Raw genomic sequence first — 13305 nt, 5'->3', positions numbered from 1 at the left:
TCAGTTCACCTCTTCGGGCCAGTACAGGCGCATCGGGTTGTCGACCAGCAGCTTGCGCTGCAGTTCGGGCGTGGTTGCGATGTGCGGGATGAAGTCGACCAGCAGGCCGTCGTCGGGCATGTGGTCCTTCAGGTTCGGGTGCGGCCAATCGGTACCCCACAGCACCCGGTCGGGGAAGTTCTCGACGATGCGGCGCGCAAACGGCACCACATCGCGGTAGGCCGCCTGCTCGCCGTTCAGCGCCTTGGGGCCGCCGACCGACAGGCGTTCAGGGCAGCTGACCTTGGACCAGACATTCGGGTGCTCGCGCATGAATTTCTCGAACAGCGCGAACTCCGGCCCATCGACCGGCTTGCTGATGTCGGGCCGGCCCATGTGGTCGACCACCACCGTGGTCGGCAGCGCCGTGAAGAAGTCCCACAGTTCGGGCAGGTCCACTGCCTCGAAATAGATCACCACATGCCAGCCGAGCGTGGCGATGCGGCCGGCGATCTCCATCAACTCGTCCTTGGGCGTGAAGTCGACCAGGCGCTTGACGAAGTTGAAACGCACGCCGCGCACGCCGGCATCGTGCAGCGATTGCAATTCGGCATCGCCGATGCTGCGCTTGACGGTTGCCACGCCGCGCGCCTTGCCGTTTGAATGCAGCAGCGCATCGACCATCGCGCGGTTGTCGGCGCCATGGCAGGTGGCCTGCACGACCACATTGCGGGCAAAGCCCAGGTGGTCGCGCAGCGCATACAGCTGCGCCTTGCTGGCGTCGCAGGGCGTGTACTTGCGTTCGGGCGCGAACGGGAATTCCGCGCCGGGTCCGAACACGTGGCAATGGGCGTCGACGGCACCGGCCGGCACCTGGAAGCGGGGTTTGGCAGGACCGGCATACCAGTCCAGCCAGCCCGGGGTCTTTTCGAAGGTCATGCGCGGATACTCCGATCTGGCAGCGCGTCAGGGGGCGACGCAGTGAAAGTTGGCGGCGAGTTCGCCGTCGCCCTGGCCGCGGTAGCGCGCCACCTGGGGAAATGGGCACAGCAGCCGTGTGCGCTGGGCCGACCAATTGGCCGGCAGCTCCGGGTTCGGAAGGTTCGAGCCCGGCCCGCGCGCCGTGGCGATCAGCGCCTGCGGCGCCTCACCCCGTTCGACCCAGGCCACCAACGGTGTCAGCAGGTCGAACTGGTCGGTGGCGATGCCGCCGCGGCTGTGGTTCATGCCGGGCACCAGGTACAGGCGCGTCGTGCGCTCGGTGGACGCGCCATGGTGGGCGCGAAAGGCCTCGTACCAGTTCACGCTGTCCAGTGCCGAGAACACCGGGTCCGCCACGCCATGCGCCACCAGCAGCTTGGCCCCGCGTGCGACGAAGCTGGCCATGCGCTGCGCGTCGGGCGGCGTCATGAACTGCATCGCCGATTCGGTGTAGGGCGCTGCCACCGCGTCGACGATGCCAATGCCGCGTTCAACATCCAGGCCCAGCGCGAAATCCTGCAGTGTCGTGCCCTGCCCGCTCACCACGGTGGGCGAAGCCGGCGGCGTGCTGAAGACATAGGCCATCGCGACGGCATCCCGCGGACCGACGCTGTGCTCCAGCTTCCAGGTCCGCCAATCGGTACCTCGCAGGCCGGCGTCCCAGGCCAGCGGCGCATAGACGGCGCGGCCGTCGCGCAGCGTCGGGCCAGCGAAGACGGCGGCCAGCGCGGTCTTCTGCGCGGTGCTCAGGCAGCCGTCATTCGGCGCAGCGGCCGCGCAGGTGGGCACGTCACGCTGGATGTCGAACTGGCGCTGGCAGGCGATGGTGTCGGCCACGATGCCGTCGACCAGGCCATCCAGCGCATCGCAGTGCGCCAGCACGCGGGCAGAGACCAGCGCCATGTCGGCCGCGCTGATGCTGGCTTTCAGGTCCGGGCGGCCGGTCTTGGCATCGATGGGCGCGGCCTTCGCGAACTGCTGCGCGCCCCAGACCTGGGCCAGCGCCGCACGCGGCAGGCGCCAGCCCGGTGTGACGACCGCGATGCCGTCGTAGCGCCCGGTGTCGCGCGCCGCCGCGACAAAGCCGTGACGGCCGCCGTTGGACGTGCCGACCAGGTAGGAGGTGTCGGCGGGCCTGCCGTAGTAACGCGCGATCAGCGCGTGGGCCATCGGCGTCAGCTTGGCCACGGCCTGGTAGCCGTAGTTCAGCCGCGCCTGCGGGTCGATGCCGAAGGTGCCGCCCCCGATGCCGGGTACGTTGCGCTCCAGCGCATGGCCGGCATCCGAGCTGATCACTGCGAAGCCGCGCTGCAGGGCATTGCTGCGCGGACCGCCGCCCAGCGTGTCGCCATAGGCCGGTGTCACGAAGCCGTCGAGCCCGCCGTTGGCCTGGTAGAAGAAGCGGCCGTTCCACGCGGTGGGCAGGCGCATCTCGAAGCTGATCGCGTAGCGCTTGCCATCGACGGGGCTGGTGCGCTCTTCCATCGCACCGCTGACCACGCAGTGCGCCGGCATGGCTTCCACGATGCCCGGCGGCTTGACGGCACCTTCGGCCAGCGCCTCCACCTTGGTGAGCCGGGTGTCGGCGTGCTGGAAGCGCTCTGTCAGGTCGGCACACTTGAGCACCGCAGTGGCACTGCGAGCCTGCGTTGGCGGCTGAGGGGCTGCCGCGCAGCCGGCCAACAGGGCGAGGGGAAGCAAAGTCAACCGCATCAGCTGCCTCCAGTTTTCTTGCGATTCACCGCGCCCAGCAGGCGGTCGGCTTCCACGCGCCAATCGGCGCTGCGTGCAAAACCCGGTGTGCCGCGTTCACCAAACAGCGACGCATCCGCCAGGTCAGCCACCCAGGCCTGGCGTTCGGCGGTGCCGCTGGCCGACCACGGCGTCAGGCCGATCTCGCGCACGGTCTCAGTCACTTCGCGTACTTCTTCGCTGCGGCGCCGACCATGTTCGATGACACGCTGGAAAAAGTAGGCGCCCTGCTTTTCCCAATCGACGCCCGGGAAGGTTTCGTACAAGGACGCGATCACCTGGTCTTCGACACCGTAGGCGCGCGCCGTCGTGAAGCTCTCGATCACCATCGCCTCCAGGCCCTTGATCATCACGCTGCGACACATCTTTGTGGCTGAGGCCACACCCAGCTTCTCGCTGGCGATGCGGGCGGCGAAGCCCAGGCTGTCCAGGATCGGCTGCAGCGCGGCCGCATGCGGGCCACCCAGCAGCAAGGGCACCTTGATGCGGTAAGGCGGAATCGAGGTCATCACCGCGCCTTCGACATAACGCCCATTCACAGCGGCTATCAAGCCTGCCGCACGGATCTTCGCACCCGGCGAGGCCGAGTTGAAGTCGAGGAAATAGGTCCCTGCGCGGACGGACGGCGCACAGGCCTCGGCCACCGGCACGGCCTGGCTGGCGGTGACGGCAGACAGGATCAGGTCCGCCGCGGTGGCCAGCTCCGCGTGAGAGGCGCGCAGCGTGACGCCGTGCTCCGCAGCATGGGCCTGCATCGGCGCCGTGCTGCTGTCGGACAGCAGCTTCAGGTCGAAAGCCGACACCGCCACGCCCAGCTTGCGCAAGTCCTCGGCGAGGATGCGCCCGACCTCGCCGTAGCCGACGAGGCCGATCTGCATTGAACGGGCGTCCATCGGCGCTGTCACCGTCAGTCGATGTACTTCAGGCCCGCGGCGGCCAGCGGCTCGCGCATCTTGTACATGTCCAGGCCCAGCACGCCCGACGCCAGCTTGGCGCGCTTGTCGGCCTCGTTGGCCTCACGCGCCGCAGCGGCGTCGGCGACCTGCTGCGCCACCGCGGCCGGCACGACGACCACGCCGTCGACATCGGCGATCACCACGTCGCCCGGGTTCACCAGCGCGCCGGCACAGACCACCGGCACGTTGACCGAGCCGATCGTCGCCTTCACCGTGCCCTTGGAACTGATGGCGCGGCTGAACACCGGGAAGCCCATCTCGGTGAGGTCCTTGACATCGCGCACACCGCCATCGATCACCAGGCCCATGGCGCCGCGGGCCTTGAAGCTGGTGGCCAGCAGGTCGCCGAAGAAGCCGTCTTCGTTGTCGGTGGTGCAGGCCGCGACGACGATGTCGCCGGGCTGCAGCTGCTCGGCCGCCACATGCAGCATCCAGTTGTCGCCGGGCTGCAGCAGCACCGTCACCGCTGTGCCGCAGGCTTGCGCCGTGGGATAGATCGGCCGCATGTAGGTCTTCATCAGGCCGACACGGCCCATCGCTTCATGGATGGTCGCGACACCGAAGCGCGACAGCGCTTCGACGGCGGCCTTGTCGGCGCGCTGGATGTTGCGCTTGACGATGCCCAGGTTGTTCATGCTCATGTCACAGTCCTTTGCTCTTCAGCGCCGCATCGAGGCGCGGGAACACGCGGCGCGCGTTGCCTTCGTAGACCTGCAGCTTTTCTTCCGCGGTCAACAAGGTCGAGGCTTCGATGTAGCGCTTGGTGTCGTCGTAGTAGAAACCGGTCTCGGGGTCGATGCCGCGCACGGCGCCGATCATCTCGCTGGCGAACAGGATGTTCTTGACCGGGATCACCTTTGTCAGCAAGTCAATGCCCGGCTGGTGATAGACGCAGGTGTCGAAGAAGATGTTGTTCAGCAGATGATCCTGCAGCAGCGGCTTCTTCAGCTCCTGTGCCAGGCCGCGGAAACGGCCCCAGTGGTAGGGCACCGCACCGCCGCCATGCGGGATCAGGAACTTCAGCGTGGGGAAGTCCTTGAACAAGTCGCTGGTCAGGCACTGCATGAAGGCCGTGGTGTCGGCATTCAGGTAGTGCGCACCGGTGGTGTGGAAGCAGGCGTTGCAGCTGGTCGAGACATGCACCATCGCCGGAATGTCCAGCTCGACCATCTTTTCGTAGATCGGGTACCAGTGCCTGTCGCTCAAGGGTGGCGAGGTCCAGTGCCCGCCCGAGGGATCCGGGTTCAGGTTGATGCCGACGAAGCCGTAGTCCTTGACGCACTTCTCCAGTTCGGGAATGCAGGTTTTGGGGTCGACGCCGGGCGATTGCGGCAGCATTGCCGCGCCGATGAAGCTGTCCGGGAACAGCTGGCTGACGCGGAAGCAGAGTTCGTTGCAGATCGCCGCCCAGGTCGACGAGACCTGGAAGTCGCCGATGTGGTGGGCCATGAAGCTGGCCCGCGGGCTGAAGATCGTCAGGTCGCTGCCGCGCTCCTGCATCTTCTTCAGCTGGTTCGTGATGATCGATTCACGCAGCTCGTCGTCGCTGATCTTCAGCTCGCTCACTTTAGGCGCTAGCGCTGGGTCCTTGATGCTCGCGATCTGGCGATTGCGCCAGTCTTCAAGCGCCTTGGGTGCTGTCGTGTAGTGACCGTGTACGTCGATGATCATCGCTTGTCTCCAGGTGTTCGCGAAGGGCTGTTCAAGCCGGCGCCATGCCGTGGCGGCGTTGGGTGTCTGCTGCCTGCGGCGAGGCCATGAATTCGAGCAAGCGGCGCGCCGCGTCCGGCTGCATCGAATGCGCGCCGATGGCGGCGGAAAAGGTCGTGAGGATCTGCACAGCCGGCGGCAAGGGCCCGATCACCTCGATCCCCGGCAGGTGCATCAACTCGCTGAGCTGCTGGAAGCCCAGTTCGACCTCGCCGCGCGCAACCAAAGTACCGACAGGCACACCGGGCGGCGCCTGCACGATGCGCGATTGAATCTCGTCGGCCAGGCCCCAGCGCTCGAACAGTTTGGCCAGGTGCACACCGCTGGGCCCGGTGGAGTAGCTGAGGCTGCGCGCCGCCTGCACCGCGCGGCGCAGCGCGTCCTCCGAGGCCACGTCCGGCCGCGGCGCGCCGGCGCGCACGGCGATGGCCACACCCGAGCGCACCAGGTCGACCTTGCTGCCGGCAACGAGGTGGCCGCCGGCCATCAGCGCATCGATGGCGTTGGCGGCCAGCACCACGACATCGAAGGTTTCGCCGGCTTGCACGCGCTTCGCGGCGTCGACGCCGCCGACCGATTCGATCGCCACCTGGCAGCCCTGGGACTGCTCGAATGCAACAGCCAGATCCGCCAGCACCTGGCGGGTCGCCATCGACGAGATGCCGGTGATCGTTGAGCTCATGGGGTTTCCCGAAAGGCTGTCACTGCGCTGCATTCTCGCGAGCGATGCCCTGCTGGCCTAGCCGAGACGCCCGATATCAGGTATCGCAGCGCGGCATGGCTCAAGCAGTCAGCCAGGCCGGGATTGCGCGGCGGCGGCCTGCGGCAGGCTGCGCGCCAACTCGGTCAACAGCCGCGTGGCGTGGCGCATCAGCGGGCCTGGCCGCTTGTGGGCCGAGACCGCCAGGCACAGCACACTGGTCAACGGCGGTTCGACCAGCGCCTGCGCCACCAGTTCATCGGCGCGGCCGGAGGCAGCCACGGCGCTCGCCGTCAACACCGCATTGCCGTAGCCGGCGCACACCAGATCGATGATCGCGGCAATGCTGGATACCTCCCAGGCGATCTCCAGCTTCAGTCCCAGCAGCACCGCCTGCGTCTCCAGCAGCCGGCGGATGACGTGTGATCGCTCGGGCATGATCAGCGGCAGCCCGGCCAGCAGGCGCATCGGCAGCGGGCCGCGCGGCATGGCTGCATCGGTCGCCCGGCCCACCAGGCACAGCGGCTCTTCGAGCACCGGCGTGATCTCCAGGCCCGGCTGGGCCTCGGGGTTGTACAGCAGCCCGACATCGACTCGGCCGGTGGTGATCCATTCGACGATGTGGGTCGACAGCCCCTCGACGATGGCCAGCCGCGCACCCGGCAGGCGGCGCTTGAAGCCGTCGATCAAAGGCAGGGTCAGCTGGCGGCCGATGGTCGGCGGCACGCCGATCGTCACGCGGCCGACCGGCGCATCCCGCGAGGCGCCCATGTCCTCGCGCGCCTGGGCGACGGCCTGCAGGATGTTGATGCCGTGCTCGAACAGGCGCTGGCCGGCATCGGTCAGCACGACGCCGCGGCCGTTGCGCAGCAGCAGGGTTTCGCGCAGGTCGATCTCCAGCGCGCGCACCTGCCGGCTCAGCGCCGGCTGGGCGATGTCCAGCACCAGCGCGGCCTTGCTGAAGCTGCCCAGCTCGGCGACATGCACGAAGTATTCGAGTTGCTTGAGGTTCACGGCGGGCCGATCTTCGCCGATTGCAGTTGCGGCGCTGACGGCGCCCGCAAACAAAAACGCCATGCCGTTTGACGGGCATGGCGTTCGAAGGCTTTGGCGGAGTCGGAGGGATTCGAACCCTCGATGCAGGTTTTGCCCACATACTCCCTTAGCAGGGGAGCACCTTCGGCCACTCGGTCACGACTCCAGGCCAGCGCGCATTCTAGCAGCGAGTTTGCCGCGTCGAATCCGCGCGCTGCACTCAGTTGCTTGCGGCCGCTTCCGGCGCATCCAGCCCGAAGGAGCGGTGCAGCGCTCGCACCGCGAGCTCCATGTACTTCTCGTCGATCACCACCGAGGTCTTGATCTCGCTGGTGGTGATCATCTGGATGTTGATACCCTCTTCGCTGAGCGTGCGGAACATCTTGGCGGCCACGCCGACATGGCTCTTCATGCCGATGCCGACGATGGACACCTTGCAGATCTTGGCGTCGCCGGTGAATTGCATCGCGCCGGTGGCCGGCACGACCTTGTTCTTCAGCAGGTCCATCGTGCGCTGGTAGTCGTTGCGATGCACGGTGAACGAGAAGTCGGTGCGGCCATCGTGCGACACGTTCTGCACGATCACGTCCACATCAATGTTCGCCTCGGCCACGGCGCCCAGGATCTGGTACGCAATGCCGGGCTTGTCCGGTACGCCAACCACGGTGAACTTGGCTTCGTCGCGGTTGAACGCGATGCCGGACACGACGGCTTGTTCCATTTTCTCGTCTTCCTCAAAAGTGATCAGCGTGCCCGAGCGCGCTTCCTCGTCGATGTTGATGTCCCAGGGGGTGAAGCTCGACAGCACGCGCAATGGCACGCGGTATTTGCCGGCGAATTCGACCGAGCGGATCTGCAGCACCTTGGAGCCCAGGCTGGCCATCTCCAGCATCTCTTCGAAGCTGATGGTGTGCAGGCGCTGGGCCTCGGGCACCACGCGCGGGTCGGTGGTGTAGACGCCGTCGACGTCGGTGTAGATCAGGCATTCGGCGGCCTTCATCGCGGCGGCGACGGCCACGGCGGAGGTGTCCGAACCACCGCGGCCCAGCGTGGTGATCGAGCCGTCCTCATCGATGCCCTGGAAGCCGGTGATGACCACCACCTTGCCTTCGGCCAGGTCGGCACGCACGCGCACGTCATCGATGCTTTCGATGCGCGCCTTGGTGTAGGACGAATCGGTTTTCACCGGCACCTGCCAGCCGGTGTAGCTGACCGCCGGCATGCCTTCGGCCTGCAGCGCCAGCGCCAGCAGGCCCACCGACACCTGTTCGCCGGTGGCGGCAATCATGTCCAGCTCGCGCATCGCGGCGGCGTCGATGACTCCCGGCTGCACTTCCTTGGCCAAGCCGAGCAGGCGGTTGGTTTCGCCGCTCATCGCGGAAGGAACGACCACCATCTGGTGACCGGCGCGCGCCCATTTGGCGACACGCTTGGCGACGCTGCGAATGCGCTCGGGCGAGCCCATCGACGTTCCGCCGTACTTGTGAACGATCAGTGCCATGTCTTGAGGGAATGTCGGAGCTGAAGGGTCGCGTAGCCCCGGAACGCGAACCGGCGATTTTAGCCGGCGCGGGGTGCGCGTTGATTCGGCAGCCACTGCAGGCGCAGCTGCGGGGTTCCGGCAGGCGCCACGACGCGAGCGTCGATGCCGAGGCCGGGCACGTAGACGAGCTGGCCGTCGGCCCAGACCAGCGGGCCTTGGCGCAGATCGGCCGCCACGCCGGCCAACTGGTACTGCTTCTTCAAGCTGCGCGGCGGGGTGTTGGGCGCCCGCTGGAACTGTTCACCGCCGCTGCGCGGGCGAAGTTCGGCTTCTCGCAAGGCGCAGGGCGGTACGCCGCCTTGGTCGACCGGTTCGACCCGGTACTCGCCCGCCCAGGCGGGCAGCGACACGCGCCCGGCTTGCGACAGGTCGACGCGCTGCGCCTGACCCGCCGGCTGGAGTTCGACCGCGAGCCGCAGCACGCCGCGGTACGACACCAGCTCGCGGCCAGCGCCGGCCGGCCAGCGGCCGTTGGCGCGCTCTGGCCACTCCGTCAGCAAGCGCTGCACCAGCGCTTCCGGCGCGCCGCGGCCCTCATGCGTGGTCTGCGCGGTTAGCGCGGCCAGCCAGGCGCGCAGTGCATTGGCCCGGCGCGCGGCCGACAGCAACAGCCAGCGCGGCCGCTGCAAGCCGTTCGCCGTCGCGCTCGCCGCCAGGTCGATCGCGGCCAGTTCGGCCAGCGCCGCATCGGCCTCCTGGGCTCGCCGGGCCACTTGGGTCAACGTGATGTCGGCGTCTTCGAAGGCAGCGCAGAGTGCCGGCCAAACCTGCAGGCGCAGGCGGCTGCGAGCGAAACGCGGATCCAGGTTCGACGGGTCGTCGATCGGCTTCAGCCGATGCCGGCGCACATAAGCTTCGATCGCCTCACGCGGCTGGTCCAGCCAGGGACGGGCCCAGCACAGGCCATGACGATCGACCACGCGCGGCATTGCAGCCAGACCGCGCGGCCCGGCGCCGCGCAAGGCCTGCAGCAACACAGTCTCGGCCTGGTCGCGCCGGTGCTGGGCCAGCAGCAGCAGCGTCGCGCCCTCTTCCCGTGCCAACTGCGCCAGCGCGGCATAACGCTCACGTCGCGCCCAGGCTTCGATGCTGTCACCGCGCGCCGGAGCACTGTCCAGGCGATGCCAGCGCAGCCGCAGCGGCCAGCCGGCACGCTGCCAGCGGCCACACAAGCGGATGGCCGATTGCGCCCAGGCATCGGCTTCGGCCATCAGGCCATGGTGCACATGCAAGGCGACCACCTGCGCACCGCAGTCCTTCGCGGCACGAACCGTTGCGTGCAATAACGCCAGGGAGTCACGGCCGCCGCTGAAGGCCACGGCCACCGTGGCCATGCCGGGCGGACGCGCGTTGCTGTCTTGCAAGGAACCCGGCGCTCCGGGCACGGCGATCAGCGCTCTTTGGTGTCGGTGTAGCGGCCGTAGGCCTGCAGACGGTCGTAGCGTCGCTGCAGCAGTTCCTTCGGCTTCAGGTCGGCGACCTGACGCAGGCCATCCACCAGCGCCCGCTTGAGCTGCGAGGCCATGTGCCGCGGGTCGCGGTGCGCGCCGCCGACAGGCTCGCTGACCACCTTGTCGATCAGGCCCAGCGCCTTCAGCCGATGCGCGGTGATGCCCAGCGCTTCGGCCGCGTCACTGGCCCGCTCGGAGGTCTTCCAGAGGATGGAAGCGCAGCCTTCGGGCGAGATCACCGAGTACACCGAGAACTGCAGCATCAGCACCTGGTCGGCCACGCTGATGGCCAGCGCGCCGCCGGAGCCGCCTTCACCGATGATCGTGGTGATGATCGGCACTTCCAGCTGGCACATCTCGAAGATGTTGCGGCCAATGGCCTCGGACTGGCCGCGCTCCTCGGCGCCGATGCCGGGGTAGGCGCCCGGCGTGTCGACGAAGGTGAACACCGGCAGGCCGAATTTCTCGGCCAGCTTCATCAGCCGCAAAGCCTTGCGGTAGCCCTCGGGGCGCGACATGCCGAAGTTGCGCAAGCCCCGCTCCTTGGTGTCGCGGCCCTTCTGGTGGCCCAGCACCATGCAGGCCTGGCCATTGAAGCGCGCCATGCCGCCGACGATCGATGCGTCGTCGGCGAACGAGCGGTCGCCGTGCAGTTCCTGGAAGTCAGTGAAGATCTCGTTGACGTAGTCCAGCGTATACGGCCGCTGCGGGTGCCGCGCAATCTGCGTCACCTGCCAGGGCGACAGGTTCGCGTAGATGTCCTTGGCGAGCTGCGCGCTCTTCTTGTCGAGGCGCTCGATCTCGTCGGAGATGTCGACCGCCGACTCGTTCTGCACGTAGCGCAGCTCTTCGATCTTGGATTCCAGCTCGGCGATCGGTTGCTCGAACTCGAGGAAGTGTCGTTTGCTCATGGCCTGCAGAAGTTCTCACTGATTGAGTTCCCCGGGGACAGGCCGCAAGGCCAGGGGAACGGGCTCGCGTCGAAGGGCCGAATCAGATCTGGGTTGCCCGGTCGGATTCAATAGACCGCTCGGGGGCGGCCGCCAGGCGACCGGGGCTCCAATCTAATAGTCCACCGGCAGCGGGTCGAGGCTGCGCCAAATGTACCATGTGGCCACCGAGCGGTAAGGGGCCCAGGCGTCCCCCACTTCGCGCGCTTCGGCCCGCGACACGGGTTCCCCGCTGAAGTAGTTGACGCTGATGCCCTTGATCAGCCCCAGGTCGTCGATCGGCAGCACGTTCGGCCGCATCAGGTGAAAGATCAGGAACATCTCGGCCGTCCAGCGGCCGATGCCGCGGATGGCGACAAGTTCGTCGATGATGGCCTCGTCATCCATCTGCTGCCACTGCCGCACATGCACGGCGCCGGATTCGAAGTGCCGGGCCAGGTCGGCCAGGTACTCTGACTTGCGTGCCGACAGACCAGCCGCACGCAAGGCCGGCACCTCCACCTGCAGCACCGCCGCTGGCGCCAGCCGCGTCGAGACACCGCCGACGGTTTCTGCAAAGCGTTCCCACACCGACTGCGCGGCCTTCACCGAGATCTGCTGGCCGACGATGGAGCGCGCCAGCGTCGTGAAGGCGTCACCCCGGCTCTGCAGCCGGCCTTCGCCGAGTTGCGGAATCAGCTTCCTCATGACCCGGTCGCGCTTGGCCAGATGGCGGCAGGCCTCGTCCCAATAGTCGGGCGTCACGCCCGCGGCTTGGCTCTTGGGCACGATCAGGCTCGCACCCAGGTGGTGCCCTGCGGCGAATCCTTCAGTTCGATGCCCTGCGCTGCAAGGTCACGCCGGATGCGGTCGGCCTCGGCGAAATTCTTCGCCTGCTTGGCCGATGCACGTGCGGCGATCATCGCTTCGATCGTCGCTTCGTCCAGCCCGCTGCCGCCTTGCAGATAAGCCTTGGGAGTCTGCTGCAGGAAGCCCAGCGTGGCGGCCAGCGCGCGCAGCAGCGAGGCCGTGGCCGGTGCCCGCATGCGATTCAGTTCACTCGCCAGATCGAACAGCACCGCCAGCGCGGCCGGCGTGTTGAAGTCATCGTCCATCGCCGCGCGGAATGCTGCCGCCGGGGTCAGCGTCCAGTCGATCGCGGCGTTGTCGGCGGGCAGATCCACACCATCGAGTGCGGTGTAGAGGCGACGCAGCGCACTGCGCGCGTCGTCGAGGTTGGCGTCGCTGAAGTTGAACGGGCTGCGGTAGTGCGTGCGCAACATGAAGAAGCGCAGCGTCTCGCCGTCGTAGCGCTGGAGCACGTCACGGATGGTGAAGAAATTGCCCAGCGACTTGGACATCTTCTCGTTGTCCACGTTGAGGAACCCGTTGTGCAGCCAGTAGTTGACGAAGGGCTGACCGAACACGCCTTCGCTCTGCGCGATTTCGTTGTCGTGATGCGGGAACTGCAGGTCCATGCCGCCGCCGTGGATGTCGAAGTGCTCGCCGAGCATCGCGCAACTCATCGCCGAGCACTCGATGTGCCAGCCGGGGCGGCCCGGGCCGTAGGGGCCATCGTATTTGGCATCGTCCGGCTCGTCGGCCTTGGCCGCCTTCCACAGCACGAAGTCCAGCGGATCATCCTTGTTGCCGTCGCGCACCGCCACACGTTCACCGGCCCGCAACTCGTCGAGCGACTTGCCGGAGAGCTTGCCGTAGCCTTCGAACTTGCGCACCGCGTAGTTCACGTCGCCGTTCGGCGCGCGGTAGGCCAGGCCCTTGGCTTCGAGGCGCCCGATCATGTCCAGCATGCCGGGCACGTGGTCGGTGGCCCGCGGTTCGAAGGTGGGCGTGGCCACGCCGATGGCACCGATGTCTTCGCGCATCGCGGCAATCATTTCGTCGGTCAAGGCGCGGATCGTGATGCCGCGCTCGACTGCGCGCTTGATGATCTTGTCCTCGATGTCGGTGATGTTGCGCACATAGGTCACGCGGTAGCCGCTGGCCAGCAGCCAGCGGTAGACCACGTCAAAGGCCATCATCATGCGCGCGTGGCCCATGTGGCACAGGTCGTAGATCGTCATGCCGCAGACGTACATGCGTACATGGCCAGGTTCGATCGGGGCAAAAGGCTCGACGCGGCGGGTCAGCGTGTTGTAAAGGCTCAGAGTCATCGGTCGAAGCGGGAAACAAGGGAGCGGCCGTGCAGTCCGGATATGAACAGGGACGGCGCAAGGTCTGCGAGGTGGGGGTGCGGCGCGGTGCTGTC

Annotated in this window: 12 protein-coding genes and 1 tRNA gene; all 13 read right to left on the bottom strand. The window is 67.3% G+C overall.

The genetic code is table 11. The features are described from left to right. On the bottom strand, window positions 1-918 hold the full coding sequence (locus tag VLK61_RS08270) for an amidohydrolase family protein (protein WP_325420045.1): 918 nt from the start codon (window positions 916-918) through the stop codon (window positions 1-3). Window positions 919-945: 27 nt separating this feature from the next. Continuing rightward, complete coding sequence (locus tag VLK61_RS08265) at window positions 946-2586, bottom strand: tannase/feruloyl esterase family alpha/beta hydrolase (protein ID WP_325420044.1); 1641 nt, start codon at window positions 2584-2586, stop codon at window positions 946-948. Between the two features lie 86 nt (window positions 2587-2672). Next, a complete protein-coding gene (locus VLK61_RS08260) occupies window positions 2673-3605 on the bottom strand; it encodes a DUF1932 domain-containing protein (protein ID WP_325420042.1) in 933 nt (310 codons plus the stop codon). Window positions 3606-3619: 14 nt separating this feature from the next. Beyond that, on the bottom strand, window positions 3620-4303 hold the full coding sequence (gene ligK / locus VLK61_RS08255) for a 4-carboxy-4-hydroxy-2-oxoadipate aldolase/oxaloacetate decarboxylase (protein WP_325420196.1): 684 nt from the start codon (window positions 4301-4303) through the stop codon (window positions 3620-3622). A 7-nt stretch (window positions 4304-4310) separates the two neighbouring features. Further along, on the bottom strand, window positions 4311-5339 hold the full coding sequence (locus tag VLK61_RS08250; RefSeq protein ID WP_325420040.1) for an amidohydrolase family protein: 1029 nt from the start codon (window positions 5337-5339) through the stop codon (window positions 4311-4313). 31 nt (window positions 5340-5370) lie between these two features. Then, the gene (locus VLK61_RS08245) at window positions 5371-6060 is read right to left on the bottom strand and encodes a substrate-binding domain-containing protein (RefSeq protein ID WP_325420038.1); all 690 of its coding nucleotides are present in this window, start codon (window positions 6058-6060) and stop codon (window positions 5371-5373) included. A gap of 108 nt (window positions 6061-6168) precedes the next feature. Continuing rightward, window positions 6169-7092 carry a LysR family transcriptional regulator gene (locus VLK61_RS08240; protein WP_325420036.1) on the bottom strand — a complete coding sequence of 308 codons (924 nt, stop codon included), beginning with the start codon at window positions 7090-7092 and terminating at the stop codon, window positions 6169-6171. A gap of 94 nt (window positions 7093-7186) precedes the next feature. Beyond that, window positions 7187-7279: transfer RNA gene (locus VLK61_RS08235), tRNA-Ser, on the bottom strand. A gap of 54 nt (window positions 7280-7333) precedes the next feature. Further along, on the bottom strand, window positions 7334-8614 hold the full coding sequence (locus VLK61_RS08230; RefSeq protein ID WP_325420034.1) for an aspartate kinase: 1281 nt from the start codon (window positions 8612-8614) through the stop codon (window positions 7334-7336). A gap of 59 nt (window positions 8615-8673) precedes the next feature. Next, entirely contained in the window at window positions 8674-10020 is a 1347-nt protein-coding gene (gene tilS / locus VLK61_RS08225) for a tRNA lysidine(34) synthetase TilS (protein ID WP_325420032.1), read from the bottom strand. A gap of 26 nt (window positions 10021-10046) precedes the next feature. Further along, window positions 10047-11018, bottom strand: a complete 972-nt coding sequence (locus tag VLK61_RS08220) for an acetyl-CoA carboxylase carboxyltransferase subunit alpha (protein WP_325420030.1) — start codon at window positions 11016-11018, stop codon at window positions 10047-10049. Between the two features lie 153 nt (window positions 11019-11171). Next, a complete protein-coding gene (locus tag VLK61_RS08215) occupies window positions 11172-11825 on the bottom strand; it encodes a DNA-3-methyladenine glycosylase family protein (protein WP_325420028.1) in 654 nt (217 codons plus the stop codon). Between the two features lie 2 nt (window positions 11826-11827). Beyond that, complete coding sequence (gene cysS / locus VLK61_RS08210; RefSeq protein WP_325420026.1) at window positions 11828-13210, bottom strand: cysteine--tRNA ligase; 1383 nt, start codon at window positions 13208-13210, stop codon at window positions 11828-11830. Between the last annotated feature and the right edge of the window lie 95 nt (window positions 13211-13305).

This window comes from Aquabacterium sp., from assembly GCF_035476535.1.
Lineage (GTDB): Bacteria > Pseudomonadota > Gammaproteobacteria > Burkholderiales > Burkholderiaceae_C > Pseudaquabacterium.
This window is presented reverse-complemented; position numbering and strand designations above follow the sequence as displayed.